The organism is Vibrio harveyi (assembly GCF_030060435.1).
GTDB classification, from domain to species: domain Bacteria; phylum Pseudomonadota; class Gammaproteobacteria; order Enterobacterales; family Vibrionaceae; genus Vibrio; species Vibrio harveyi.
The window spans coordinates 320,945-347,563 of the sequence record NZ_CP125875.1; the positions used below are offsets into that span (position 1 = coordinate 320,945).

Consider the following 26,619-nt stretch of genomic DNA (forward strand, 5'->3'; position numbering starts at 1 on the left):
CATTTTATGAAGAATTATGAATAGCGAAATTGACCTAAGTTAGGTTTAGCTCAATAAAGTTGAGATTTACCCCTTGAGAGTAAGGGGTAACACTCAGATTTTGTTGCAGTTGAGATCAGTTCTTATGACGGCGGTTTTGCGCAAACAACTCTTCCACTTCGTGTTTAGGTTGAGGACGGTAGAAATGGAAGCCCTGAATCGAGTTACATTGTAGGTTCGATAGCAGTGTTGCTTGCTGGTGGGTTTCTACACCTTCGGCAACAACGGTCAAATCTAATGATTTACCAAGATTGATGATGTTCTCAATCACCGTCACCTGTTTCGGTAGTGTATCGATGTCGTTGATAAACGCACGGTCGATTTTTAATTCATCGATAGGGAAGCGTGCTAAGTAGGAAAGGGAAGAGTAACCAGTACCGAAATCATCGATAGACAGCGCGAAACCAAGCTTCTTGATCGCATTAAGCATTTGCAAAGTGTGTTCGCTATCGCTCATTACCGCACTTTCGGTGAGCTCAAAGGTAATGCAGCTTGGGTCAAGTTCAGTAGTGCGCAGTAACTTCTCCATATAGTCGATCAGTTGTGGATTACCGAACTGCTCTGGAGAGAGGTTGATCGCCACGCGTCCCGGTAGAATGCCTTGCAGTTTCCAGCGTTTTACTGTGTTAAACACATCGCGCATGACCACGCGACCAAGGTGTTCAATTAAGCCTGCACGCTCGGCGACAGGGATAAATGCGCCCGGACTGATGTAGCCTTCGACTGGGTGCTTCCAACGTACAAGCGCTTCGGCGCCGTTAATGCTGAAGTCGCGCGCGTTAACCTTCGGCTGGTACCAGACTTCCAACCCGTTTTGCTGCAAGGCTTTCTGCAGTTCAATTTCTAGCCATAAACGCATGCGCGCTTCTTTGTTCATCTGATCGTTGAATTTAATCAGACGGTTCCGACCGCGATCTTTCGCTTCATACATTGCAGTGTCAGCATTTTGCAGCAGAATACGTGCATCTTGCCCATCTTCTGGGTAACGCACACTACCGATAGAGCATGCAAGGCGTTTACTGAAGTGATGAAGATCGAAAGGTTGGTTAATCAGAGAAATAATGCGCTCAGAGAGAATCTCCGCCATGCGAGTGTTTTCTGGCTCAGGCAGAATGATGCCAAACTCATCGCCGCCCAAGTGCCCAATGATGGCTTGATTAGGTAAAGATCGTTTTAAGCGGGCGGAGACTTCTTGAATCACTTTGTCACCGATGTGGTGACCAAGTGAGTCGTTAATGTTCTTAAAGTTATCGATGTCGAGGTAGAAAACCAGCAACGGTGTCTGGCTCTTAATAAGTTGCTCTAATCGTTTCGTAAAGCCAAAGCGGTTATACAGCTTGGTCAGTGAATCGATGTGTGCGTCTTCATTGGAATTAGAAGAGAGCAGCTTGGGCGCGTCATCGGCATCTTGGATCAAAATGATTTGAGATTCACTCCCAAGAATTGCTGTGGTATCAGCATGCAACTGAACTTTCCGTTCGAAGCCACAGCGGGCGCTGGTCAGACACACAAAAGGTTTTTCAGAAAGTAATGTGCTGATGCGATGGGTGAAGACTTTTTTGCTGTTTTCATCGATAAACAAGCGAGTCAGCTCTTCACCAAGTAGCTCATGAGGCGAGTTCAACCCGAGTAAACGTGCGGAGGCTGGGTTGGCAGAGATGATGATGTCATCTTCTACCAATAACAACCCGTCAGGCAGTAATTGGGTTAACTTGGCGAACTTACTTTCTGACTCTTCTAAAGAACGAACCAGAATTTGTTTCTCAGACGTATCGATGGCGTGGAAGACCACGAAGCGGATTTCATTTTCTTCATGAACTGGAGAAAGGCTAAAGTGGAGGCTGGTTTCAAGGTCCGTTTCGTCAAGCGTGATTTCCGCTTCAACATGATCGCCTTTGAACGCGCGTTGGTAGTAGGGCGCGAGCTTCTTATAGAACTGCTCTCCCAGTACTTGGCTATCGTTCAGACCAACGATGTCGTCGTGTCCTAAGCCTGCAATGTCACAATAGCGATCACTTACCATTCGATAATTGTGTTTCTTATCAAGAATGGCAAAAAAGAATGGGCTATTTGAGGTAAGCGTTGCAAACCAATGTTGTAATTGCTGGGAAGGCATTAAGGTGTTACCGATCTCCAATGAGCCTGATTATTCGTCCGTGTAATAAAAACGCTATTTTGATAACTATAACTTTGAACATACCGTTATTAAAGCGTTTATCCACGTCTTCGCGTCAATAATACACGTAAGGTCAAAAAAACGACGCTTGGGTGAGTAAAACTGCCTATTTCTAAAACAAACAGATTTATTGATACATAACAGGTACTGGTATTACTCTATTGCGTAAGATAGACAACCTTATGACAAAGTAACGGATAATTAGCGTGTTAAACAAGATTCGCAGTCAACTAGTAAAGAACGCAGCATCAATTTTGCGATCTCCAGTCCAGTTATTGCCACAAACTGTTCAGAAAAAAGCCTTATTGGAAGGTTTGAAAATGGTGTTCAAAGAAGCCCTAGAAGATGGCGATTTTGAGTTCCTTGAAGACAAGTGGTTAAAAGTTGCGATTAAAGACTTGAACTTAGCATGGTACATCAGCTACCAAGATGAAAAATTAGTGGTAGCAGAGAAACCGGTTCAGGAAGATGTAAGCTTTAGTGGTAACCTTAACGACCTAGTACTTATTGCTGGTCGCAAAGAAGACCCTGATACGCTGTTCTTCCAACGTCGTCTTTCTATCGAGGGCGACACTGAGCTTGGCTTAGAAGTGAAAAACCTGATGGACAGTGTCGACTTAGAGCAGTTACCAAAAGCGATGCAAGTAGCACTGAACCAATTGGCTGACTTTGTTCAGAAAGGGGTTCAAGCACCTGCACAAGAAACCGGAGTAGCGAATGCTTATTCGAACTGAAGCCCCTGCGGACATTCTCACCATTGACCGCTTATTAAAACACGCTTTCCCAACGGATGCGGAAGCCAACCTAGTGATGCGTTTACGTGAAAACGGTAAGCTCACTCTGTCTTTGGTGGCATGTACCGATGAAGGTGAAGTGGTTGGTCACGCGTTGTTTAGCCCTGTGACGTTGAATGGTGAAGATTTGTCATGGCAAGGTCTTGCGCCTTTGGCTGTACATGAAGATTACCGCCGCCAAGGCATTGCCGCTGAGTTAATCAAAGAAGGCTTTGATTCACTGCGTGATTTTGGTTACCCAGTGTGTGTGGTATTGGGTGAGCCGGATTACTATGCGCGCCAAGGCTTTACAGCCAGCGAAGAGATGGGCTTCGACTGTTCGTGGGAAGTACCGCAAGGTGCGTTCCGTGTAGCAGAATTGGTCGAAGGTCAGTGTGACGGACGCTCTGGTCGTATCGATTATTCGCCAGAGTTTTCTGAGCTATAATCGCCAATATTGAATGACAAAGCCCGCTGAAAAAAGCGGGCTTTGTTTTTGAGCCGATTTTTTGACTGGCAAAAGAGGAAAGGTGGATTAATCCTGTTCTTGGACGCGTTTTTTACCCCAAACTTCGATTTTTGCCTTTTTACTCATGCCAGCAGCATTCAATGTCATGTTACCCCAGCTTTTGTATTCCATCTCTAAACGTTTGAATTTCGCATCTTCAGAACCCGGCAGTGTCCAAGCGCGCGTCGACATGCCTTTGGTCAGAGTGCCAACCATGGTTTTGAGTTTTTTCTCGCTGCCATCGGTCATGGTCACTTTCATGTTCTTAATACTCATGGTGCCTTGAGTGCACTTAATTTTGATCTTGCTGAATTTACGGTTTTGAAACAGACCGTTTGGCTCTACTGTGTCGGTTTCTGTTTGGAAGTTCACGGTTTTCTCTGCGATCAGCTCCCAACCATCGTTGCTATCCTTAGCGAATGCGGTAAAGCTGGTGGTGGCGATAAGTAACGTAATAGCGATTGATTGGAAAAGCTTCATAACACCTCTGACTTTAAATGCGAAATTTTGATAGGATTGCCTCGTTCAAATAGGTGACAAAAGATGTCAATTAACGAGAAACAATATTTACATGAAATGGGGATCAGCACTTGGGAACTGAGTCACCCAGAAAGGCTGGAAGGCTATCAATCGCCATTATTGGATTTGCAAAGTTCTTGTAAACTCCTATTGGTATCGCCAACGTGTCCAGAAAACGAGACAGCTTTGATGTTTGAGCGTGTTTTAAAAAGCATTAAGCTCACGCTTGACGACGCGCTGCACCTAGAGCCTGAACGCTTATCCATGCTGGGGGAGCATCAACTAGAGTGGGTGTGGTTCGCAGGCTGTGAGGCAGATGCCAGCATCAATGCCAAGCAACTGACTTCACCGCTATTACAAGATATTGATGGCAACAACGAACAACGCCGTGCATTGTGGCAACAAATCTGTTCGTACTCTTAACGGAGCTAACGCGTGACAATTGAAATTACGCCGATGGGTGCGGAGCACCTTGACCAAGTTTGGCAAATCGAACAGCAAGCGCATTCTCACCCTTGGGCAGAATCTTTGGTTCGTGATTTATCCAGTCGCGGTGCTTGTCATCATGTGATGCTGGAAGGTACTCAGGTGGTGGGTTACTTCTATGGGCAGAATATTGTTGGGGAAGTGACGTTATTGAATATTGCCGTAGCGCCATCTCATCAAGGCAAAGGGCTTGGGCAAAAATTACTGGATGCGTTTATCGAATACTGCGAGCAAGCCAAAGCAGAAAGCGCTTGGTTGGAGGTACGTGAAAGCAACCACCCGGCAATCCATATTTATGAGCAAGCGGGTTTTAATGAAGTGGATCGTCGTTATAACTATTACCCAGCTAAAACGGGTAATGGGAAAGAAGATGCCATCATCATGAGCTACCTGTTTTTTAATGAGTAAGGTCTGTGGATAGCAAATAAATTGCACACACCTTAAGTTCATCGTCACATTAATAAGCCTCGGAATTCCCGAGGCTTTTTACTTTCTGGCATTTTACTTCATCCTTTTGACCGATTTGCCAAGCTTATTTTTGTTCGCTTTATTACCATGTAGGTTATAAGTTTATAAATTATATGAAACAAGATCTTGTCGGGAGGAAGAATTTACGATGCCGTATCCGCAAAAATTCGATACTCCTGTTGCTCAGTTGTTTGATGAGCAGAGTAGGGGAACTGTTCTAACAGTCTTAATGTTGGTGACCTTGGCGACATTTGTGCCACTTGGTATTAAAAATCTCCTGATTGGGGAGACATTCCTTGGGTGTGTTTTACTGGCTTTCCAACTGAGTTTCATTATTGAGTTTGCTGCATTGTTTATCCTTGGTGAAAGTAAAATTGGATATCGTATTCCACTGTTTTTGCTTTGGTTATCAGTGGTTTTAAGTGTGCATATCTTTGGCATCATCGCGACGTATTGGGTATTTCCGGTCATTGTGGCTTTGGTATTTATCATCCCGAGTAAAGATGCGTTGGTTACCAATGGGTGGATCATAGCTGGCTGTACATTCTCTGCTTGGTATCAACTTGAATGGAGCATCACTTTACGTTTTGTTGTTGCGGTAATTTGCTGCGCCATAGTTGCGCATGTGGCAGTGCATAAAATTGTTGAGTTGCAGGATAGGTTGAAGTTTCTTTCTACTAGAGACTCGATGACAGGTGCTCTTAATCGAGGGCAGTTAGAAGCTTTTCTTCTACGAGCCTTAGATGAAAAAAGAAGCGGTACCACCTCTTCAATAGCAGTCATTGATATTGACCATTTTAAACAGGTAAATGATTTGTACGGTCATGATGTTGGGGATGAGGTGATCAGTCAGATCGTTACAACGCTCAATGACTATTCAAGAGAGTACGATTTGCTGTTTCGATTGGGGGGAGATGAGTTCTTGATCTTGTTTGAAGGACTTTCCGATCAAACCGCGCAATTTATGATGAGTAGCATCAGCGATAAGGTGCGCGCCAAACATTATCCTCGCCATGCAAAAGTGTCTTTGAGTGTGGGCATTTCTGAGTGCTTGCTTGATGATGACACACCAGATCTTTGGCTAAAGCGTGCTGACATTGCTTTGTACGATGCAAAGCAAAATGGGCGGGACCAAATTGTAGTGGCTTCTACCATTGCTGCTGAAGTCGAATTGCTGGACTGGCAGGACGAAGCTCAGCAACGTAGTTATCTATAAACTCGCGAGGACAAACTCACGAGGAAAGTTGCCCCTAAAGCAATAATAAGCGAGAATACCGCGCAATATTGAATCGAATAAAGCTTGTTTGAATTTCGAGCAAGTCATCAGACATCAAAGAAGACCAGTTTCATGTCAAATACACCTTTTCTAGGCGAAGTTTCTAAGCGTAGAACGTTCGCTATTATTTCTCACCCGGATGCGGGTAAAACCACCATTACTGAAAAAGTACTGTTATTCGGAAACGCGATCCAAAAAGCAGGTACGGTTAAAGGTCGTGGTAACGCACAGCACGCAAAATCAGACTGGATGGAAATGGAAAAGGAACGTGGTATCTCGGTTACTACTTCTGTAATGCAGTTCCCTTACAACGATTGTCTGGTAAACCTACTTGATACTCCTGGACACGAAGACTTCTCGGAAGATACTTACCGTACTCTAACGGCAGTTGACTCATGTCTGATGGTTATCGATGCAGCGAAAGGTGTTGAGGACCGTACTCGTAAACTAATGGAAGTTACACGTCTACGTGACACGCCAATCGTAACCTTCATGAACAAACTTGACCGCGACGTTCGTGATCCAATGGAAGTATTGGATGAAGTAGAAAACGAATTGGGCATGATGTGTGCGCCAATCACATGGCCAATCGGCTGTGGTAAAGAGTTTAAAGGTGTTTACCACATTCACCGTGACGAAACGATTCTGTACGAATCAGGTCATGGTCATGAGATCCAAGAAGTTCGCATCATCAAAGGTCTAGACAACCCAGAGCTAGACGAAAAAGTAGGTGAAAGCCTAGCAGAAAGCGTTCGTGAAGAGCTTGAACTTGTCATGGGCGCATGCCCTGAGTTTGACTTAGAGTTATTCCTAACGGGTGAACTAACGCCAGTTTACTTTGGTACGGCACTGGGTAACTTTGGTGTTGACCACATGCTAGATGGTCTGACGGAGTGGGCTCCTGCACCGAAAACGCGTCAAGCAGTTGAGCGTGATGTTGAAGCAACAGAAGACAAGTTCTCTGGTTTCGTATTTAAGATCCAAGCAAACATGGATCCAAAACACCGTGACCGTATTGCCTTCATGCGTATCGTATCGGGTACTTACACGCAAGGCATGAAGATGAACCACGTTCGTCTTGGCAAGCAAGTGAGTATTTCAGATGCGGTAACCTTTATGGCGGGTGACCGTTCTCGTGCAGAGCACGCTTACGCGGGTGACATCATTGGTCTACACAACCACGGCACTATCCAAATTGGTGACACTTTCACTCAAGGTGAAGCGCTGAAGTTCTCTGGTATTCCAAACTTTGCTCCGGAATTGTTCCGTCGTATTCGTCTAAAAGATCCATTGAAGCAGAAGCAGCTACTAAAAGGTCTGGTTCAGCTGTCTGAAGAAGGTGCGGTACAGGTATTCCGTCCATTGCAAAACAACGACCTTATCGTAGGTGCGGTTGGTGTACTTCAGTTTGACGTGGTTGTAGCTCGTTTGAAGTCAGAATACAACGTTGAAGCGATCTATGAAGGCGTGAACGTGGCAACTGCTCGTTGGGTTGAGTGTGGCGATGCGAAGAAACTGGATGAGTTCCAGCGTAAGAACCAAACGAACCTAGCATTGGACGGTGGCGATAACCTAACTTACATTGCACCGACCATGGTTAACCTAAACCTAGCGCAAGAGCGTTTCCCTGATATCGATTTCCGTGCGACACGTGAGCACTAATCGAATCTAACTCGCTTTACATCGCGTACTAGATTATAAGCCGCCGTTAGCTATACACTTAGTTAACGGCGGTTTTTTTATTTGGTTTGGAAAGAACTCTATGAGCTAAAAAAGGGTGGGCAATGAACTGGTTTAAAAAAGGACTTAAACGCTACGATGATTGGTGCAAAGAGATGGGACTAACACCCGATCAAAAGCGCAGTTGCGTGCCTTACAAACAAGACCCAGCTAATGAGCCATCTTCAACAAAGAAAGAAGAGCAAGAGAAGCCAAGTAATGAAACTGTTTGACACTCATTGCCACTTTGACTTCGATGTCTTCCAAGATGACTTTGCATATCAAGTTGAGCTTGCGCGTGAGCAAGGAGTAGAGCGCATCCTTATTCCGTCTGTCGGGCCAAGTAATTGGACTCGCATTCAAGACCTCGCCAATCAATATTCTCATCTCTATTATGCGCTGGGTTTTCATCCCTATTTTCTCCAACAAGAGTTTGAGCAATTTGCTCCAGAGTTGGAATCATTGCTTTCTTCTTCCAACCGGCAATGCGTTGCAATAGGAGAGTGCGGTTTGGATTTCGCCATCGAAGTGCCAGTTGAGCGACAAGAGCGCGCGCTTGAGTTGCAATTTGAGCTAGCAAAGCGGTTTGATTTACCGGTGATCCTGCACAGCCGCAAAGCGCACAATCGACTTATTCAGATGGTTAAAGCGGCACATTTACCAAAAGGTGGGGTGTTGCATGCGTTCTCAGGCAGCTACCAACAGGCGATGGAATGGGTTCGATTAGGCTTTTCGATTGGCGTCGGAGGCACCATTACGTATCCGAGAGCTAACAAAACTCGCGACGCAATTCAAAGATTACCCCTTGAACATCTCGTCTTAGAAACGGATGCCCCAGATATGCCTATACTTGGCTATCAGGGTGAGCCGAATCATCCCTTACAACTCATTCATGTTCTCAATGAATTGACTTCTTTACATAGCAAAAGCAAGCAATCGATTGCTTCTCAGCTGTGGGAAAATAGCAATTCTGCTTTCTTTATATGTGAATAAAATCTAAAGAAGCTGTTTAAAAGCGAAAACGTTTTCCTGCTTATTGTGAGTTGACTCACAAACGAGAGTGAATCAATGATGAATCTTATAAGAAAGTGTGAGGGTGGCATTACTTTAATTGATTCTGCATGAGTATAATTGCCCCCGCTTTATAGCTCCATTTTGTAACACGCCAACAAATAACTTATAAGGAAGTCATAAACTATGAGCCTGTTTATGAGCCTAGTCGGTATGGTAGTGCTTCTTGCTATCGCATTTGCATTTTCCAATAACCGTAAAGCTATCAATCTAAGAACTGTGGGTGGCGCATTTGCTATCCAATTCATCCTAGGTGCATTCGTTCTTTACGTACCTTGGGGCCGTGATCTACTAAACGGTTTCTCTACTGGTGTTTCTAACGTTATCAACTACGGTAACAACGGTTCATCATTCCTATTCGGTGGTCTTGTTTCTGACAAGATGTTCGAAGTATTCGGCGGCGGCGGCTTCATCTTCGCATTCCGCGTTCTTCCTACACTGATCTTCTTCTCAGCACTGATTTCAGTTCTTTACTACATTGGCGTAATGCAGTGGGTTATCAAGATTCTTGGTGGTGCACTACAAAAAGCGCTTGGCACTTCTCGTGCGGAATCAATGTCTGCAGCAGCTAACATTTTCGTAGGTCAAACTGAAGCACCTCTTGTTGTTCGTCCTTTCGTTCCAAAAATGACTCAATCTGAGCTATTTGCGGTAATGTGTGGTGGTCTAGCATCTGTAGCTGGTGGTGTACTAGCAGGTTACGCTTCAATGGGTGTACCTCTAGAGTACCTAGTAGCAGCATCATTCATGGCAGCACCAGGTGGTCTACTATTCGCTAAGATTCTTCACCCAGAGACTGAACAGCCTCACGAAGACATCGAAGAAGCAATGGACGGTGGCGACGACAAACCAGCTAACGTAATCGACGCAGCAGCGGGCGGTGCGGCTTCTGGTCTACAACTAGCACTAAACGTTGGTGCAATGCTAATCGCGTTCGTAGGTCTGATTGCGCTTGTTAACGGTATGCTAGGTGGCATCGGCGGTTGGTTCGGTATGCCTGAACTGACTCTAGAACTAATCCTAGGTTACGCGTTCTCTCCACTAGCATTCCTAATCGGTGTTCCTTGGGACGAAGCAGTTGTTGCTGGTTCATTCATCGGTCAGAAACTAGTTATTAACGAATTCGTTGCTTACTTGAACTTCACACCTTACCTAGGTGACAGCGCTCAAGTAGTTGCGGCAACTGGTGAAGTAATGTCTGAGAAGACTACAGCTATCATCTCATTCGCACTATGTGGCTTCGCGAACCTTTCTTCTATCGCGATCCTACTTGGTGGTCTAGGTAGCCTTGCACCAAACCGTCGTTCAGATATCGCTCGCATGGGTATTAAAGCAGTTCTTGCTGGTACGTTGTCTAACCTAATGGCAGCGACTATCGCAGGCTTCTGCCTTAGCCTTGCAGCATTTTAATTAGAATCGGTTCTTAATATATAGACGCCGTTTTAAACCATGCCCTGTAGCAAGAGATTGCTGCGGGGCATTTTTCGTTTTTTGGACCTGAAAACTTAACCGCACGTAGGTCTACGTGAGTGGCTTACGCAGTCGGTGGAATAGGGGCTGGAAAATTTTGAGATACAAACCGTTTGCGCTCTATTTGGTGCTACAGTTTTGCGGTGAATATCTATAATGTAGTAATCACGAGATCGTGGTTATGATAACCACTTAATCATAGAGTGAATATTACATACTCGATGGGCAAATGAATTGCCCTCAATATCAAATCAAACAAGCGTTTTATTGTTTGATGTGATATTAAAGACACCGCAATCATAGATTGTTGTGCCATAGGCCAAACTGGTACTGTGCGGTGACAAGGATAGCAATTGGCATATGACTTTTTCGCAGTATATGCCGAGTCTTCAGGGAACCAAGTCCGTTCATAAATAGACTGTTTAGCCAATTTCTCACACTGTCTCGACTTGTTGATTATAGTTAGAGAAGTGATGTGAGGCTGAGTAGTGAATTTTTTGAATATTGATCGGAGATAGAAATGAGCGATTTAAAAGCAGCAGCGCTACGTGCACTGAAACTTATGGACCTTACTACGCTAAATGATGATGACACTGATGCAAAAGTGATCTCACTATGTCATGACGCGAAATCTGCAGTAGGCAACACAGCTGCAATTTGTATTTACCCTCGCTTTATTCCTATTGCTAAGAAGACACTTCGTGAGCAAGGCACGCCAGAAGTTCGTATCGCAACAGTAACGAACTTCCCACACGGTAACGACGATATTGAAATCGCTGTTGCTGAAACAAAAGCGGCTGTCGCTTACGGTGCAGACGAAGTTGACGTAGTTTTCCCATACCGCGCTCTAATGGCGGGTGATGAGAAAGTGGGCTTCGAGCTAGTTAAGCAATGTAAAGAAGCTTGTGGTGACATCCTTCTTAAAGTGATCATCGAAACTGGTGAACTTAAAGAAGAAGCGCTAATCAAGAAAGCATCTCAAATCTGTATTGAAGCAGGTGCTGACTTCATTAAAACTTCAACTGGTAAAGTGCCAGTAAACGCAACGCCTGAATACGCTCGTATGATGCTTGAAGTTATTCGTGACATGGGTGTTGCAGAAACTGTTGGTTTCAAACCAGCAGGTGGTGTGCGTACTGCTGAAGATGCAGCGGCATACCTAGCAATGGCTGACGAAATCCTAGGTGATAACTGGGTTGATGCTCGTCATTACCGTTTCGGTGCGTCTAGCCTGCTTACAAACCTACTAAATACATTAGAAGTATCGGACGAAGTCGCTGATCCAACAGCGTACTAATTCCAACAATACGTCTGAACGGTAGCACCAACTTTGGTGCTACCAAACCTCTTCTATCCTACTTATACCATGGCTCAAAATGAGCTTGGGAGGCACTAATGTATTTACCACAAGAAATTATCCGTAAAAAACGTGACGGCGAAGTTCTAACAGCCGACGAAATCAACTTCTTCATTCAAGGCGTAGCGAACAACAGTGTATCTGAAGGTCAGATCGCTGCATTTGCTATGACAATCTTCTTCAATGAAATGACGATGCCAGAACGTATCGCACTAACGTGTGCAATGCGTGATTCAGGTATGGTTATCGATTGGAGCCACATGAACTTTGGTGGTCCAATTGTCGATAAGCACTCTACCGGTGGTGTGGGTGACGTAACTTCTCTAATGCTTGGTCCAATGGTGGCTGCATGTGGTGGTTTCGTACCAATGATCTCTGGTCGTGGTCTTGGCCATACTGGCGGTACGCTGGATAAGCTTGAGTCTATCCCTGGCTACAACATCACGCCAACAAACGATGTATTCGGCCAAGTGACCAAAGATGCTGGTGTGGCTATCATCGGTCAAACGGGTGATCTTGCTCCTGCGGATAAGCGTGTTTACGCGACTCGCGATATCACGGCTACTGTAGACAACATTTCACTAATCACGGCGTCGATTTTATCGAAGAAGCTTGCTGCTGGTCTTGAATCTCTAGTGATGGACGTAAAAGTTGGCTCTGGTGCATTCATGCCAACTTATGAAGCGTCTGAAGAGCTAGCAAAATCAATCGTTGCGGTGGCAAACGGTGCAGGCACTAAGACAACCGCTATCCTAACGGACATGAACCAAGTCTTGGCGTCTTCTGCGGGTAACGCAGTGGAAGTACGTGAAGCGGTTCGCTTCCTAACAGGTGAATACCGTAACCCACGTCTACTTGAAGTAACAATGGCGTCATGTGCAGAAATGCTGGTACTTGGCAAACTTGCTGAGAACACAGAAGACGCACGTGCAAAACTGATGGAAGCGCTAGACAACGGCAAAGCTGCTGAGTGCTTCGGTAAGATGGTTGCTGGTCTAGGTGGTCCTGCGGACTTCGTAGAAAACTACGATAACTACCTAGAAAAAGCAGAAATTATTAAACCTGTATACGCAACAGAAACTGGCGTTGTATCTGCGATGGACACTCGTGCTATCGGCATGGCTGTTGTTTCAATGGGCGGCGGTCGTCGCGTTGCGACAGATGAAATCGACTACGCAGTTGGTTTCGATAACTTCATCCGTCTAGGTGAAGTAGCAGATAGCGATAAACCTCTTGCGGTTATTCATGCTCGCACTGAAGAGCAATGGGAAGAAGCCGCTAAAGCACTTCGCAGTGCAATCACTGTAGGTGGTGAGTACACACCAACTCCAGAGGTTTACCGTCAAATCCGTGCAGAAGATCTTTAATCGAATAAGTAATTACACAAGGCCTACTCAACCATAATAAGAAGCCGAGTGGGCCTAAGGAACGAGCAATGAAAAGAGCATTTATTTTAGTACTAGACTCATTCGGCATCGGCGCAGCTGCAGATGCAGAACAATTTGGTGATGTAGGTTCAGACACATTAGGTCATATTGCAGACCAGTGTGAGCAAGGCTTAGCAGATAACGATCAACGTAAAGGTGCACTTCGTCTTCCAAACCTATCTAAGTTAGGTTTGGCAATGGCACATAAAGAGTCAACAGGTCGCTTCGCACCTGGCCTAGACGCAGATGCAGAAATCATTGGTGCGTACGGTCACGCAGCAGAGCTTTCTTCAGGTAAAGATACTCCATCTGGTCACTGGGAAATCGCTGGTGTGCCTGTTCTGTTTGATTGGGGCTACTTCACTGATAAAGCGAACAGCTTCCCGAAAGAGCTGACTGACCGCATCCTTGAGCGTGCGGGTTTAGACGGCTTCCTAGGTAACTGCCATGCATCAGGTACTCAAGTATTGGATGACCTTGGTGAAGAGCACATGAAGACAGGTCAGCCAATTTTTTACACGTCTGCTGACTCTGTATTCCAAATTGCATGTCACGAAGAGACTTTCGGTCTAGACCGTCTACTAGAGCTTTGCCAAATTGCACGTGAAGAGCTAGAAGATTACAACATCGGTCGTGTTATTGCGCGTCCTTTCATTGGTCCTGGTAAAGGTCAATTTGAACGTACGGGTAACCGTCGTGACCTTTCTGTTGAGCCACCATCAGCAACTGTTCTTCAGAAGCTAGTTGATGAGAAGCAAGGTGATGTGGTTTCTATCGGTAAGATTGCTGATATTTACGCGAACTGCGGCATCACTAAGAAAGTGAAAGCGACAGGTATCCCTGCATTGTTCGAAGCAACACTAGAGCAAATCAAAGAAGCGGGTGACAACACTATCGTATTCACTAACTTTGTAGACTTCGACTCAGCGTACGGTCACCGTCGTGACGTAGCGGGTTATGCTGCGGCACTTGAGTATTTCGATGGTCGCATCAACGAAGTGCTAGAGCTAATGGAAGAAGACGATGTTCTTATCCTAACGGCAGACCACGGTTGTGATCCAACATGGCCTGGTACTGACCATACTCGTGAGCACATTCCAGTAATTGTTTATGGTAAGAAAGTACCAGCGGGCTCACTAGGTCGTCGTGATAGCTTTGCAGATATCGGTCAAACATTGGCAAGTTACTTCGGTACATCACCAATGGATTACGGTAAGAACTTCCTATAATTATGTAGGTTTTGAAAACTAGGAGCTTGATTGCTCCTAGTTTCATGTTGGCAGCATGAAAATGTTGCTTGTCGGAAATGAGAATATTCTAGCCAAAACCGCCAGTAGCAGTGCGGATCGCTAGAGACAGGTTAAGGAAAAGAAACATGGCAACTCCACATATCAACGCAGAAATGGGTGCATTCGCAGACGTCGTTCTAATGCCGGGTGACCCGCTACGTGCTAAATACATTGCAGAGACTTTCCTTGAAGATGTAGTTCAAGTATGTGACGTTCGTAATATGTTCGGGTACACCGGCACTTACAAAGGTCGTAAGATCTCAGTAATGGGTCACGGTATGGGTATTCCATCATGTTCAATCTACGTGACTGAGCTAATCAAAGACTTCGGTGTCAAGAAAGTGATTCGTGTAGGTAGCTGTGGCGCAGTGAACGAAGATATCAAAGTACGTGATGTTGTTATCGGCATGGGCGCTTGTACTGATTCTAAAGTTAACCGCATCCGCTTTAAAGGTCATGACTTTGCCGCTATTGCTGACTACAAAATGGTTCGCGCAGCAGAAGAAGCAGCGAAAGCTCGTGGCGTAGACGTAAAAGTAGGTAACCTGTTCTCAGCAGAACTGTTCTACACGCCAGATCCAGAAATGTTCGACGTAATGGACAAGTACGGTATCGTAGGTGTTGAAATGGAAGCGGCTGGTATCTACGGCGTTGCTGCTGAGTACGGCGCGAAAGCTCTGACTATCTGTACTGTTTCTGACCACATCAAAACTGGCGAGCAAACCACATCTGACGAACGTCAAACTACGTTCAACGACATGATGCTAATCGCACTTGATTCAGTATTGCTAGGTGATGAAGAGTAAGGGCGAACAGCCTTCTATTCTTTTGCTTATCAGCATAAAAACAGCCCGCATCATGCGGGCTGTTTTATTTTGATAAATTGGTTTTTGAATTACTTGGTTAGCAATAGGTTTTCACCTTTTTTACGGCGGATCGGCTGTCTGCGTAAAATCATGATGAACAGCATGCCACATGCAAAGCTCATCAGTACCATCATGTACATGTAACGATCACTTTTACGGTAGTGATGATCAGAGATTGCCGTTACACGACCGGTTTCAAAAGTCACTCGTACAAAGCCAATCACTGCGCCATCTGCCAGTACCGGTTCAACGAGCTGCTGACGTCCAATCGACGCTGTCGCAAGTGGCGTATCTAATCCAAGTACCTCTCGTACAGACAGCGCTTCTTTGCTGGATGCAAGACGCACACCTTGCGCGTCATAGATGGTCGCATCGAATACCAGACGGTCTTGTGCTAACTGATTCGTCAGTTTAAGCAGACGTTCTTGGTCTTTATTTATGATCATTTCACTGGCAGATAACGACGCCTGTGAAATCAAAACTTTGGTCAGGGTTTCAAGCTGCTGCGCTTGTATCTTCTCATTGCCCTTACTGATCACGACACTGTTTTTGATGGTGACAAATAGCATCACACACAGCAGTATCAGCGCCAGAATTCGTAGGGCATTCCTTACTGAGAATAAGGATTCACTCATGCTCTTTACTCGTCCATTCAAAACAAAACAAAGACTTGCCTTTTTAGCTTGTTGAGGTAACGTTTTAACAAAGTCACAAGGGATTATATACATGGACGCGTCAAAAAGCTTGCCTATCAGAAGGCATACGACTCTTTTAAAACGACTACCCGAAACTCGCTTTGCTACTCAGCTCGATAAAGCCAAGGCTAACTGGATTGTATTTGGTGAGCACCTTGAGCCTCGCAATTTTGAAGACATCGATTTTTTTACCGGCTTCTACAACCCAATTTTAGATACTTGGAAGGTAGGTCAGTATGAAGTGGCATTGATGGCGGGCAACCTTACGCCAGAGCATGAAACCATTCTGAAAAGCTTAAATCTGGATTACGCTTCTTTAAACGAAGTACCGGATCTTTCTGCGCCGGGTTTGGTTGTGTTTGATATGGATTCAACTGCGATTCAAATCGAGTGTATCGACGAGATTGCTAAACTTGCCGGTGTAGGCGAAGAAGTCGCCGAAGTCACCGAACGAGCCATGCAAGGTGAGCTGGACTTTGAACAAAGTTTACGTCAGCGCGTTGGTAAGCTGAAAGGGGCTGATGAAGCCATTCTTGAGCAGGTACGAAGCCAACTGCCATTCATGCCAGACTTCGAAGCGTTGATTACAACCTTCAATGCATTGGGGTGGAAGACTGCGATTGCCTCTGGTGGATTCACTTACTTCTCCGACTTTATTAAAGACAAAGTGGGATTGGATTTTGCGCAATCCAACCAACTAGAAATTGTTGATGGCAAATTGACGGGTGAAGTGCTTGGCGATGTTGTATCTGCCCAAACCAAAGCTGACATTTTGGTAGAGCTTGCAGAAGAGTACGAGATTGAGCAACACAATACCGTCGCAGTCGGTGACGGTGCAAATGATCTGGTGATGATGTCTGCTGCAGGGCTGGGTGTGGCTTATCACGCTAAACCTAAAGTTGAAGAGCAAGCGCAAACTGCCGTTCGATTCGCAGGTCTAGGTGGTGTGCTGTGTATTCTTTCTGGCGCTTTAGTTAAGCAGCAGAAAATCAGTTGGAAAGCGAAACCATAATCTGGGTTTTCACGACGAAACACGATAGAAAAACACCGCCAGTTTGGCGGTGTTTTGTTATTCAGTCAGTTCTAATCGCACGATCACTTCTTCAGTAATGTCTTCAAATTCGCTGTAGCCAACTAGTGCGGTCAGCTCTTTTTCTAGTTTACTGGCTTGATGAACCCCAAATTGGGTTAAATCACTCAAGTCTTGGCGCAGCAAAGAAGTCATCGGATCAAAGATTGGCGCGGTAGAAATACGGGTTGCGTAAAACTCACCCATCATGCGGGCTTTCTTTATGAACTGAATACGTTCTTTGACACTGGTAAAATCTTGTTGCAGCTTCGACTCTAGCCCAGTGATTTTGCTACCAACTTTCGCCACGCTGATGTAAATATCTTGATGTCTCGCCTGAGCGCCATCAATACGTTTAATTGGTTCCGCGATCAGAGTGCTAGATCGTCCCTTAAACAATGGTTCGAGAGAGAACTGCTGATTGTGACCAAGGCGTGCATATAACTCGATGTGCTTCGCTAATGGGAAGTTGACACCAATAACGGGAGTTTTCACCGAAGAGGCTGCGCTTTTACTAATAAAGATTGGCGTACTCAAAATACGTGAGAGTAGGACACTGTGCAGCCTTTCCAACAATGCGTTACTTGGCAGCATCTCTTTTTGTGGGATGAGTTTGTCTTGGTTGTGCTCGATAATGCTATTGAAGAAAGCAATAACACGCATGGTTTTGCTGTCTTCATCTATGACCAGTTGCACGCTACGACCATCGGGACTCACCCGAATAATCCGATAAGGGACTTCTGAAAGAGGCAATTTCTTATCGTATAACTGTAGCTCTCGGAAGTTGATGCGTACTTCTTGCCCTGAGCGTAATTCCGTCGGCTCATCCAAGCGTAAGCCCAAGCCTCGCTTAGAGATATCCATGGTAAAGCCTGCAGCTTTCGCACTTCCGGTATTAAGCACTAAAGGGGTTTTGAAGCGATAACGGGGCTCTTTTCGACGAGATTGGGCGTCAAAGTAAATACCTTTTGGATTGCCGATGATCTTACGTGGATGGCGAAAAGCATTAAGTGTATTCGCAGGCACGCGAGGTTTTTCAGTAAGCAAATAATCCTGTCCAGACTTCTCATCGGCAATTTCTTGCAAAATGCCTACGTGGGTCAGTTTTTGCGAACTTTCGGCTAACTCAGAAGAAAACGCAGCAAGGTCTTCTTTTTCTTGTTGAGACAGTTCAAAAATCGAAATGCGGAAAGCACGCCAACTGGCGCGTTTGGCTCCCAGGTGCCAGAACAATTGACGCTGCTCTCTGGTCGCTTCTGGGCGCAGCATTGAATAGAAGTACGTTTTGTTGTCATGCTCATGAGTAAAGGAATAGAGCACGTTGGTAGCCCCTTTGACCCCTGGCGCAATTAACGAAGCCATCCTTTTCGGATTGAACAACGAACCAAATACTTGCTGGTTACGCTCATCATGCCAGTATTGCCACATCTTTTGGTTATTTGGTGTCAGCATTGCGAGCTTGAGTTCGCTGCCTTCAAAAAACAGAGGGAGGTTGCTGGTGTGCTTCAGGGCGATATGTTCGTAACCACGCGTGCGAGCGCGAATGATTTTATCTTGGTTATCATGGCGAGCGCGTTTTGCAGCGCTGTTGAGAGCTTCATCAATCAAGCGAGCAACGACATTGGTCTCGGTCAAGCGAATGGTTCTTAGATAACGAACAGCATCGTTCTCGTAGCAATCATCCACTGCGAGCACACGATAAGTGATTGGTTTTTCAACGCCGGCAACCTGAGATTTGCTGGCAAACTCGGTAAAGGTAACTTGAATGACTTCGCCCAAGCTGTATTTGAATGCACTTGGGACTTTGAATTTTGCTCCAGAGCTAGAAAGGTCAATACTCAGGCCGTGGATTACTTGACTTTTTGAGCGAATGATTTCTACCTGAGACTGTACTTTTAAGCGCTTTTCTTGGCGCTTTAAGTCGTAACCGAGATGAACCGGTTCGGCAAGGAATGGACTTTTAGGGTCGGTCAGCGATTGTTCTTCATTCTTACCGTTGTTTTTACTCATTACACGAAAGTTGTTACGTGTATTGACCAAGGCTTCCCACATGCCTTCAGTGTAAGTACCGAATTTTTTTAAGTTTTTGTGGTAAGCGTTGAAAGCGACGTCATCCAACCAATGAGGGATGCCATCTAATAAGTATTCACGACATTCACCTTTCACTCGACCTCGCAAATCAATGCTTTTCTTGCAAGGTGCCATGACACGGTTGAGTTCCATCTTTACAAGAATTTTGGCCGATGGCGGTTCCCCCTCGGTCAATTGACCAAGGACGAAGTCAAAGTCATCAGAGCCATAAACTGGGATGAGTCGTTCTGCGAGCGAGAGAATTTCAGATTGCTGCATTATTTCTGTTAAAGTATGTCGTTATTCGAATTATATCGGCTAAGCAAAGCAAAACTTGAGTATATCAAGAGTTCATGTCCAATAAGGTCAGACATGGCAGTGCTTGGTCACATTTGTTGAAAAAACCGAGTGTTGAAAAGATCGAGGCATCATGGCGAAAGCAAAACGAGCGTATGTTTGTAATGATTGTGGCGCAGATTTCCCACGTTGGCAGGGGCAGTGTAATGCGTGTGGTGCATGGAACACGATTACTGAAGTTCGTATTGCTGCATCGCCAACGGTAGCGCGCAATGAACGCTTATCTGGTTATGCAGGCTCAGCGACGGAATCAAAAGTTCAGACGCTTTCCGAGATCGATCTGCAAGAAGTGCCGCGTTTCACCAGTGGGTTTAAAGAACTCGATCGTGTACTTGGCGGTGGTGTGGTTCCTGGTGCGGCGATTTTGATTGGTGGTAACCCAGGGGCAGGTAAGTCAACGTTACTTCTACAAACCATGTGTTTGTTGTCGGCGCAAATGCCTACGCTGTACGTAACGGGTGAGGAATCACTTCAGCAAGTTGCGATGCGTGCTTCCCGTCTTGGTTTGCCAAAAGAGCATTTAAAGATGCTGTCAGAAACGAATGTCGATAAGATCTGTCAAATTGCAGAGAAAGAGCAACCACGCATTATGGTTATCGACTCGATACAGGTTATGCACGTTTCTGATGTTCAATCCTCACCGGGGAGTGTCGCTCAAGTACGTGAATCGGCAACCGCCTTGACGCGTTACGCAAAGCAAAACAATGTTGCTGTCTTTATTGTTGGTCACGTAACAAAAGATGGTACCCTTGCGGGACCTAAAGTACTTGAGCACATTATTGACTGCTCCGTCTTGCTAGATGGTGGGACTGATAGCCGTTTCCGTACGCTTCGTAGTCACAAAAACCGTTTTGGTGCAGTGAACGAGCTCGGTGTTTTTGCCATGACAGGGCAAGGGTTAAAAGAAGTGAACAACCCATCAGCGATCTTCCTTTCTCGTGGTGAAGAGGAGACGTCGGGTTCCTCCGTGATGGTTGTTTGGGAAGGTACGCGCCCTCTACTAGTAGAGATTCAAGCGCTAGTAGACTATTCACAACTGGCAAACCCACGTCGTGTCGCGGTTGGCTTAGAACAAAACCGTCTCTCTTTATTACTAGCGGTACTGCATAAGCATGGTGGTCTACAAATGGCAGACCAAGATGTATTTGTGAATGTCGTTGGTGGCGTCAAAGTCACAGAGACCAGTGCTGACCTTGCGTTAGTTATGGCGCTTTTATCGAGTTTCCGCGACCGTCCACTACCAAAAGATGTGGTGGTGTTTGGGGAAGTGGGCTTGGCGGGTGAGATTCGACCTGTGCCAAGTGGGCAAGAGCGTTTGAATGAAGCGTTTAAGCACGGCTTTAAGAAAGCAATCGTTCCTGCAGCGAATATGCCCAAGGGCGGTATTCCTGGTATGCAAATCCACGGCGTGAAAAAACTATCGGAAGCTATCGAAGCATTTGATGAGTTGTAAACGCTATCTTGTGCCCCAATTCTAGGGGTAACAATAATGTTGAATCTGTCCTCATTATTGTCGAATTAAGCACACATATTGCGAAGTTTGACTATTATTTGAGGACGGAAAATCGACGTTAAAATTTTTTTTCTTCCATCCGCACGCAAGGGTATCAGTATTGACAGAATGTGATATACTCTGCGCGCACTTTATACCTTATTAACAGAGTAAGACAATGACTGATTTATCAAAATACAGAAACATTGGTATTTTTGCTCACGTAGACGCGGGTAAAACTACCTCTACAGAGCGTATCCTAAAGCTAACTGGTAAGATCCATAAGATCGGTGACACTCACGACGGTTCAACTACTACTGACTTCATGGAGCAGGAAGCTGAGCGTGGTATCACAATCCAGTCTGCAGCAACAACTTGTTTCTGGAACGATCACCGTCTAAACATCATCGATACTCCTGGACACGTTGACTTCACTATCGAAGTTTACCGTTCTCTAAAAGTACTTGACGGTGGTATCGGTGTATTCTGTGGTTCTGGTGGTGTTGAGCCTCAGTCAGAAACTAACTGGCGTTACGCTGACGAATCACACGTATCTCGTCTGATCTTCGTTAACAAACTAGACCGTATGGGCGCAGACTTCTACAAAGTTGTTGACCAAGTACAAAACGTTCTAGGTGCTACTCCACTAGTAATGACTCTACCTATCGGTATCGAAGAAGATTTCGTAGGTGTTGTTGACGTACTAAGCCAACAAGCTTACGTATGGGACGAGTCTGGCCAGCCAGAGAACTACGAAGTTCAAGACATCCCTGCTGATCTAGTTGAGAAAGCGGCTGAATACCGTGAAATGCTAATCGAAACTGCTCTAGAGCAAGACGAAGATCTAATGATGGCTTACCTAGAAGAAGGCGAAGAGCCATCTCTAGAAGACATCAAACGTTGTATCCGTAAAGGTACACGTGACCTAGCATTCTTCCCAACTTACTGTGGTTCAGCGTACAAGAACAAAGGTATCCAACTTATTCTTGACGCGGTAGTAGATTACCTACCATCACCAACAGAAGTTGATCCACAGCCTCTAACAGATTCAGAAACTGGTGAGCCAACTGGCGAAGTAGCAAAAGTATCTGCAGACGAGCCACTAAAAGCGCTTGCGTTCAAGATCATGGACGACCGCTTCGGTGCTCTAACGTTTATCCGCGTTTACTCAGGCCGCATGAAGAAGGGTGACACAATCCTTAACTCTGCAACTGGTAAAACTGAGCGTATCGGCCGTATGGTTGAGATGCACGCAGACGAGCGTAACGAAATCGATTCAGCTCAAGCTGGTGACATCATCGCTGTAGTTGGTATGAAGAACGTTCAAACTGGTCACACTCTATGTGATCCTAAGCACGAATGTACTCTAGAACCAATGATCTTCCCAGATCCAGTAATCTCTATCGCAGTTAAGCCTAAAGATAAAGGCGGCAGCGAGAAGATGGGTATCGCGATCGGTAAGATGGTTGCAGAAGATCCATCATTCCAAGTAGAGACTGATGAAGAATCTGGCGAAACTATCCTACGTGGTATGGGTGAACTTCACCTAGATATCAAAGTAGATATCCTAAAACGTACTTACGGCGTTGAGCTAGAAGTAGGTGCTCCTCAAGTTGCTTACCGTGAAACAATCACTCAAGCAATCGAAGACAGCTACACGCACAAGAAGCAGTCTGGTGGTTCTGGTCAGTTCGGTAAGATCGACTACCGTATCAAACCAGGCGAAACTGGTTCAGGCTTCACGTTCAAATCAACAGTTGTTGGTGGTAACGTACCTAAAGAATTCTGGCCTGCAGTAGAGAAAGGCTTCGCTAGCATGATGGAACACGGTGTTCTAGCTGGCTTCCCAACTCTAGACGTAGAAGTTGAACTATTCGACGGTGGCTTCCACGCAGTTGACTCTTCAGCTATCGCTTACGAAATCGCTGCTAAAGGCGCATTCCGTCAGTCTATGCCTAAAGCTGGCGCGCAACTTCTTGAGCCAATCATGAAAGTTGACGTGTTCACTCCAGAAGATCACGTTGGTGACGTAATCGGTGACCTTAACCGTCGTCGTGGTATGATCAAAGACCAACAAGCTGGTACTACTGGCGTACGTATCAAGGGTGATGTACCTCTATCAGAAATGTTCGGTTACATCGGTACTCTACGTACTATGACTTCTGGTCGTGGTCAGTTCTCTATGGAGTTCTCACACTACTCGCCATGTCCAAACAACGTTGCTGAGCAAGTAATTGCTGACGTTAAAGAGCGTAACGCTAAGAAGTAATTCTTAAGTTAACTCTGTAAGACATCAAAGCCCCGCCTAGTGCGGGGCTTTTTACTATCTAACATCTGTTTACTTGTCTATCTGAACGGAGCTGGTGTTGTCCAAAATTTATTGCTTACTTCATTCTTCTTTTAATTGAATCGTTTCAAAGTCTCGAACGGTACTGCTTTCAAATTCAGCAATCTCTTCTTTTATCCATTGACTAAATAACTGTGTTTTTTGACGCTTTAAATACCCTGTCGGCGCACAAAGGTAATAGGCATACTTAGGCTGAATGCCTATGTCACCGATTCTTACCAGTTTTCCTTCTTGGATGTATCGATAAGCCAAGCTGTGCTTGACCAACGCTACGCCTTGTAACGACAGAGCACCTTCTAAAACCAAATGCGAGCCACTGTACTTGAGCGTTGGTTTTGCCGCTTTATGACCTAGCGTGTTGAGCCACATGTTCCAGTCTAGGTCCGGCCATAAATCTTCGATCAACTCTGCTTTATTTAAATCTTGGACGCTGTAGATACCATGTTCTTTTTGGTAGATGGGATGGCAGGCAGGGTAGAAGACTTCATCCATCAGCCATTGTGATTCCAGATTCGGGTAGTATCCATGACCATAACGGACACAGAGATCTATCTGGCTATCTTGAAATGAAACCAGTTCATTCGTTGGCTCCATGAGTAGCGAGATATCTGGATGTCGTTGTCGAAATGCAGCAATCCTTGGTACTAACCAATGATGAGCAAAAGAAGGCAGTGTTGAGATGGAGAGATGATTTGGGTTGGGATCTTGGTTAATTAATCGCACACCCTGTTGGAGGTGATTGAAACCTCGTTCGGCTTGGGCAAACAGCAAGTCGCCTTCTGCGGTGAGCAGTATCTTTCGATGTTGGCGCACAAACAAGTCGGTACCCAGAAATTCTTCCAATTGACGTATCTGTTGGCTAATCGCTGCTGGTGTGACAAATAAGTATTTGGCAGCCGCTTTAAAACTGCCTTCCTTTGCCGCGATGTAGAAATAATACAGCCCTTGTAGCGGAGGCATGCGTTCTTTCACATTAGTTTTCCTTAACTCAATGTCAGATTCTATCGTTTGAGAATAACAGGGTAGTCACTGATTATTAAGTGGTCAATGTGAATGAATCAAGGAGGGTATATGAACAATGCAACGCAAACCTGTGGTCACTTAGCATCGAAGCCACGCAAGGGTTTAGTTCAGTATATCTTTTCTAAATTAGCCGTATGGAGAAAAAACTACCGTACACGCCGTCATTTGTCTGAGTTACCTCCCCACCTTTTGGATGATATCGGCTACAACGAAACTGAAGTCCAAAAGGAAATTCATAAACCATTTTGGCGTGATTGATCATCGTCCAAAATGAAAAACGCTCCCTTTATGGGAGCGTTTGAATTGTTGGTTCTCGGAGTGTGAGTAAGAGATTATAAATCTTCTTCCCATACAACCAGTTCGCCTTTTGGCCAGTTGTGTCCGATTTCATGATATTTTTGCTCAAGAACGTGGCGTTTGATCTTCAAGGTCGGCGTTAGAATGCCGTTTTCAATACTCCACGGGTCTTGGATCATCAATACCCCTTTGATTTGCTCGTGCGATTCAAGTTCTTGGTTCATGCGAGCGACAACCTTGCGTGTGGTGCGGGCGTAACGTTCTTTATCAAAGTTCGGGAAGTCATGTGGCACAACTAATAAAATGGGTGCTGGCAAGCCTAAGCCGATCAAACACATCATTTCGACGCGGCTATACTCAAACAGTTTCTTCTCGATAGGAACCGGAGCAACAAACTTACCTTTGGCAGTTTTGAAGGTGTCTTTTTTACGACCTTGAATGGTGAGGTAACCATCCGCATCTATTGAACCGATGTCACCAGTATGAAGCCATCCTTCTGAGTCAAACGACTCTTGTGTCGCGATGTCATTTTTGTAGTAGCCAGAGAACAGCCCTTTGCCGCGAACCATGATCTCATCATCGTCAGCGATCTTAAGTTCAATACCTGGTCCGGCATTGCCCACAGAGCCAATCTTATCGGCGCGGAATGGGTAGTTTAGTGTGCTGTAGGCGAAAGACTCTGTCATCCCCCAAGCTTCAGTGATGTTTAGACCAACACTGCGGTACCACTCAAGCAGTGCTGGCGACACTGGGGCAGAACCACAACCAAGGACGCGGGCTTGATCTAAGCCGAGACCATCCGCCAATTTCTTCTTAATCAGTGAATTAACGAATGGGATCTTCAGCAGAATATTGAGCTTTTTCTGAGGAAGTTTGTCTTGAATACGTTGCTGGAACAGCGTCCACAATCGCGGTACAGAGATGAAGAGTGTCGGGCGATGCATTTTGACATCTTCAATGAAAGTATCGAGTGACTCAGGGAAAGCCGTCGTTACGCCACCCATAATCGATGAACCGAAGATGTAAACTCGTTCTGTGATATGAGCGAGTGGTAAATAAGAGAACAATCGATCGTTTTCTTGGATGCCAATGTGATTGATCAGTTGTTGAACGGACCAACTGAACGCGCCGTATGTCAGCATTGCCCCTTTCGGCAGCCCTGACGTACCTGAGGTGTACACGAGAGACATAAGCTTGTCATCATGGTGTTGTGGACGCTCTGCGCTTGGCTCTACGTCGGCAATAATCTCAGTAAACTGATATTGGCATTTCGGCGCAGTATCGTAAGGAAGTGCAATGCTAATTAAATCTGGCATTGAATCGATCACTTGTTGCGTTGCCGCTGGATCATCTAACTTACCGCCAATCAGTGCTTTACTTTCGCTGTGGGTAACACAGTACTCAATGGTGTCAGCGCCAGCTGTCGGGAAAATTGGCACACTCACGTAGTCGCCAAGCATCATGGCTAAATCGCAGATAAACCATTCGGCACAGTTCTTCGAAACCAATGCGACTTTTTCACCGGGTTGAACACCCAAGTTGCGCAGAGCGGTAACCAGTTTAAGCGCCTTATCGGCGACCTCGGCATAAGTAAATTCAACAAACTGTCGATTAATGATTTGTTTTAAGTAAACCTCATTTGGGCGTTCCTCTGCCCATTTAAGGATCATTTCATTTGGCGGCGGGAGAGCGCAACCAGCGGTCTGTTCTAGGTTAGGCTGATTCATTGTAGATGACTCCATGTCTTCTCTCGTTTGTATTTATAGTTGTTAAAACATTGTTAACTTTAGCATGTTAAATCATTATACGGGAATGCATTTTGATG

At 45.4% G+C, this 26,619-nt stretch carries 23 protein-coding genes; 17 read left to right on the plus strand and 6 right to left on the minus strand.

All coding sequences use genetic code 11. The features are described 5' to 3' along the window. Positions 1-115: 115 nt before the first annotated feature. Positions 116-2,155 carry a sensor domain-containing protein gene (locus tag QMY49_RS01525; protein ID WP_005449136.1) on the minus strand — a complete coding sequence of 680 codons (2,040 nt, stop codon included), beginning with the start codon at positions 2,153-2,155 and terminating at the stop codon, positions 116-118. Positions 2,156-2,421: 266 nt separating this feature from the next. Between QMY49_RS01525 and ubiT the strand changes: the two genes are divergently transcribed. Both ubiT and QMY49_RS01535 read left to right on the plus strand, forming a co-directional pair. After that, the gene (ubiT, locus tag QMY49_RS01530) at positions 2,422-2,949 is read left to right on the plus strand and encodes a ubiquinone anaerobic biosynthesis accessory factor UbiT (RefSeq protein WP_005431915.1); all 528 of its coding nucleotides are present in this window, start codon (positions 2,422-2,424) and stop codon (positions 2,947-2,949) included. Beyond that, positions 2,933-3,436 (plus strand): GNAT family N-acetyltransferase, encoded by a 504-nt coding sequence (locus QMY49_RS01535; RefSeq protein WP_005449134.1) that lies wholly within the window; start codon positions 2,933-2,935, stop codon positions 3,434-3,436. The genes ubiT and QMY49_RS01535 overlap by 17 nt, the downstream gene beginning before the upstream one ends. A gap of 87 nt (positions 3,437-3,523) precedes the next feature. Here the strand turns inward: QMY49_RS01535 and QMY49_RS01540 are convergent, their stop codons facing one another. Then, on the minus strand, positions 3,524-3,976 hold the full coding sequence (locus tag QMY49_RS01540; RefSeq protein WP_005449133.1) for a DUF2541 family protein: 453 nt from the start codon (positions 3,974-3,976) through the stop codon (positions 3,524-3,526). 63 nt (positions 3,977-4,039) lie between these two features. Here QMY49_RS01540 and QMY49_RS01545 point away from each other — a divergent pair, with 63 nt between their 5' ends. The 11 genes from QMY49_RS01545 (at position 4,040) to deoD (ending at position 15,384) form a co-directional block, all read left to right on the plus strand. Beyond that, positions 4,040-4,438: a DNA polymerase III subunit psi gene (locus tag QMY49_RS01545; RefSeq protein ID WP_005449132.1), complete on the plus strand. Its 399-nt coding sequence runs from the start codon at positions 4,040-4,042 to the stop codon at positions 4,436-4,438. 12 nt (positions 4,439-4,450) lie between these two features. Further along, positions 4,451-4,909, plus strand: coding sequence for a ribosomal protein S18-alanine N-acetyltransferase (rimI, locus tag QMY49_RS01550; protein ID WP_017189163.1), 459 nt, complete (start codon positions 4,451-4,453; stop codon positions 4,907-4,909). A gap of 208 nt (positions 4,910-5,117) precedes the next feature. After that, on the plus strand, positions 5,118-6,185 hold the full coding sequence (locus QMY49_RS01555; RefSeq protein WP_009698716.1) for a GGDEF domain-containing protein: 1,068 nt from the start codon (positions 5,118-5,120) through the stop codon (positions 6,183-6,185). A gap of 132 nt (positions 6,186-6,317) precedes the next feature. After that, entirely contained in the window at positions 6,318-7,907 is a 1,590-nt protein-coding gene (gene prfC, locus QMY49_RS01560) for a peptide chain release factor 3 (RefSeq protein WP_005449129.1), read from the plus strand. A gap of 122 nt (positions 7,908-8,029) precedes the next feature. Next, the gene (locus QMY49_RS01565) at positions 8,030-8,197 is read left to right on the plus strand and encodes a DUF5363 family protein (RefSeq protein WP_017189164.1); all 168 of its coding nucleotides are present in this window, start codon (positions 8,030-8,032) and stop codon (positions 8,195-8,197) included. Then, complete coding sequence (locus QMY49_RS01570) at positions 8,184-8,957, plus strand: TatD family hydrolase (protein ID WP_283312551.1); 774 nt, start codon at positions 8,184-8,186, stop codon at positions 8,955-8,957. Before QMY49_RS01565 ends, QMY49_RS01570 begins: the two co-directional genes overlap by 14 nt. Before the next feature lie 204 nt (positions 8,958-9,161). Then, the gene (locus QMY49_RS01575; protein ID WP_061065362.1) at positions 9,162-10,445 is read left to right on the plus strand and encodes a NupC/NupG family nucleoside CNT transporter; all 1,284 of its coding nucleotides are present in this window, start codon (positions 9,162-9,164) and stop codon (positions 10,443-10,445) included. 580 nt (positions 10,446-11,025) lie between these two features. Further along, entirely contained in the window at positions 11,026-11,802 is a 777-nt protein-coding gene (deoC, locus tag QMY49_RS01580; protein WP_005449122.1) for a deoxyribose-phosphate aldolase, read from the plus strand. A gap of 98 nt (positions 11,803-11,900) precedes the next feature. After that, entirely contained in the window at positions 11,901-13,229 is a 1,329-nt protein-coding gene (gene deoA, locus QMY49_RS01585) for a thymidine phosphorylase (RefSeq protein ID WP_005449121.1), read from the plus strand. A gap of 68 nt (positions 13,230-13,297) precedes the next feature. Then, positions 13,298-14,518 (plus strand): phosphopentomutase, encoded by a 1,221-nt coding sequence (locus QMY49_RS01590; protein WP_005449119.1) that lies wholly within the window; start codon positions 13,298-13,300, stop codon positions 14,516-14,518. 146 nt (positions 14,519-14,664) lie between these two features. After that, positions 14,665-15,384 (plus strand): purine-nucleoside phosphorylase, encoded by a 720-nt coding sequence (deoD, locus tag QMY49_RS01595; RefSeq protein WP_005449118.1) that lies wholly within the window; start codon positions 14,665-14,667, stop codon positions 15,382-15,384. Positions 15,385-15,473: 89 nt separating this feature from the next. Here the strand turns inward: deoD and QMY49_RS01600 are convergent, their stop codons facing one another. After that, the gene (locus QMY49_RS01600; protein WP_009698713.1) at positions 15,474-16,079 is read right to left on the minus strand and encodes a YtjB family periplasmic protein; all 606 of its coding nucleotides are present in this window, start codon (positions 16,077-16,079) and stop codon (positions 15,474-15,476) included. Between the two features lie 91 nt (positions 16,080-16,170). On the opposite strand from QMY49_RS01600, the gene serB reads away from it, so the two are divergent. Next, positions 16,171-17,151, plus strand: coding sequence for a phosphoserine phosphatase (gene serB / locus QMY49_RS01605; RefSeq protein ID WP_005449114.1), 981 nt, complete (start codon positions 16,171-16,173; stop codon positions 17,149-17,151). A 57-nt stretch (positions 17,152-17,208) separates the two neighbouring features. Here the strand turns inward: serB and QMY49_RS01610 are convergent, their stop codons facing one another. Continuing rightward, a complete protein-coding gene (locus QMY49_RS01610; RefSeq protein ID WP_283312556.1) occupies positions 17,209-19,557 on the minus strand; it encodes a PilZ domain-containing protein in 2,349 nt (782 codons plus the stop codon). Positions 19,558-19,708: 151 nt separating this feature from the next. Between QMY49_RS01610 and radA the strand changes: the two genes are divergently transcribed. Together radA and fusA are read left to right on the plus strand one after the other, a co-directional pair. Beyond that, the gene (radA, locus tag QMY49_RS01615) at positions 19,709-21,088 is read left to right on the plus strand and encodes a DNA repair protein RadA (protein WP_005439523.1); all 1,380 of its coding nucleotides are present in this window, start codon (positions 19,709-19,711) and stop codon (positions 21,086-21,088) included. A 217-nt stretch (positions 21,089-21,305) separates the two neighbouring features. Next, complete coding sequence (gene fusA / locus QMY49_RS01620) at positions 21,306-23,396, plus strand: elongation factor G (RefSeq protein WP_005449112.1); 2,091 nt, start codon at positions 21,306-21,308, stop codon at positions 23,394-23,396. 120 nt (positions 23,397-23,516) lie between these two features. Here the strand turns inward: fusA and QMY49_RS01625 are convergent, their stop codons facing one another. Continuing rightward, complete coding sequence (locus tag QMY49_RS01625) at positions 23,517-24,446, minus strand: LysR substrate-binding domain-containing protein (RefSeq protein ID WP_283312559.1); 930 nt, start codon at positions 24,444-24,446, stop codon at positions 23,517-23,519. A gap of 99 nt (positions 24,447-24,545) precedes the next feature. On the opposite strand from QMY49_RS01625, the gene QMY49_RS01630 reads away from it, so the two are divergent. After that, on the plus strand, positions 24,546-24,755 hold the full coding sequence (locus QMY49_RS01630) for a DUF1127 domain-containing protein (RefSeq protein ID WP_017817705.1): 210 nt from the start codon (positions 24,546-24,548) through the stop codon (positions 24,753-24,755). Positions 24,756-24,829: 74 nt separating this feature from the next. On the opposite strand, the gene QMY49_RS01635 is transcribed toward QMY49_RS01630, so the two are convergent. After that, positions 24,830-26,521 carry an AMP-binding protein gene (locus tag QMY49_RS01635; RefSeq protein WP_005449101.1) on the minus strand — a complete coding sequence of 564 codons (1,692 nt, stop codon included), beginning with the start codon at positions 26,519-26,521 and terminating at the stop codon, positions 24,830-24,832. Between the last annotated feature and the right edge of the window lie 98 nt (positions 26,522-26,619).

Bases quoted from the DNA above. Each gene is read 5' to 3' on its own strand.
- QMY49_RS01635 (WP_005449101.1), bottom strand. From the start codon at position 26,521: ATGAATCAGCCTAACCTAGAACAGACCGCTGGTTGCGCTCTCCCGCCG.
- radA (WP_005439523.1), top strand. From the start codon at position 19,709: ATGGCGAAAGCAAAACGAGCGTATGTTTGTAATGATTGTGGCGCAGAT.
- QMY49_RS01540 (WP_005449133.1), bottom strand. From the start codon at position 3,976: ATGAAGCTTTTCCAATCAATCGCTATTACGTTACTTATCGCCACCACC.
- deoD (WP_005449118.1), top strand. From the start codon at position 14,665: ATGGCAACTCCACATATCAACGCAGAAATGGGTGCATTCGCAGACGTC.
- QMY49_RS01610 (WP_283312556.1), bottom strand. From the start codon at position 19,557: ATGCAGCAATCTGAAATTCTCTCGCTCGCAGAACGACTCATCCCAGTT.
- QMY49_RS01525 (WP_005449136.1), bottom strand. From the start codon at position 2,155: ATGCCTTCCCAGCAATTACAACATTGGTTTGCAACGCTTACCTCAAAT.
- deoC (WP_005449122.1), top strand. From the start codon at position 11,026: ATGAGCGATTTAAAAGCAGCAGCGCTACGTGCACTGAAACTTATGGAC.
- QMY49_RS01575 (WP_061065362.1), top strand. From the start codon at position 9,162: ATGAGCCTGTTTATGAGCCTAGTCGGTATGGTAGTGCTTCTTGCTATC.
- QMY49_RS01630 (WP_017817705.1), top strand. From the start codon at position 24,546: ATGAACAATGCAACGCAAACCTGTGGTCACTTAGCATCGAAGCCACGC.
- deoA (WP_005449121.1), top strand. From the start codon at position 11,901: ATGTATTTACCACAAGAAATTATCCGTAAAAAACGTGACGGCGAAGTT.
- QMY49_RS01555 (WP_009698716.1), top strand. From the start codon at position 5,118: ATGCCGTATCCGCAAAAATTCGATACTCCTGTTGCTCAGTTGTTTGAT.
- QMY49_RS01590 (WP_005449119.1), top strand. From the start codon at position 13,298: ATGAAAAGAGCATTTATTTTAGTACTAGACTCATTCGGCATCGGCGCA.
- serB (WP_005449114.1), top strand. From the start codon at position 16,171: ATGGACGCGTCAAAAAGCTTGCCTATCAGAAGGCATACGACTCTTTTA.
- fusA (WP_005449112.1), top strand. From the start codon at position 21,306: ATGACTGATTTATCAAAATACAGAAACATTGGTATTTTTGCTCACGTA.
- QMY49_RS01600 (WP_009698713.1), bottom strand. From the start codon at position 16,079: ATGAGTGAATCCTTATTCTCAGTAAGGAATGCCCTACGAATTCTGGCG.
- QMY49_RS01545 (WP_005449132.1), top strand. From the start codon at position 4,040: ATGTCAATTAACGAGAAACAATATTTACATGAAATGGGGATCAGCACT.
- prfC (WP_005449129.1), top strand. From the start codon at position 6,318: ATGTCAAATACACCTTTTCTAGGCGAAGTTTCTAAGCGTAGAACGTTC.
- QMY49_RS01565 (WP_017189164.1), top strand. From the start codon at position 8,030: ATGAACTGGTTTAAAAAAGGACTTAAACGCTACGATGATTGGTGCAAA.
- QMY49_RS01570 (WP_283312551.1), top strand. From the start codon at position 8,184: ATGAAACTGTTTGACACTCATTGCCACTTTGACTTCGATGTCTTCCAA.
- QMY49_RS01535 (WP_005449134.1), top strand. From the start codon at position 2,933: ATGCTTATTCGAACTGAAGCCCCTGCGGACATTCTCACCATTGACCGC.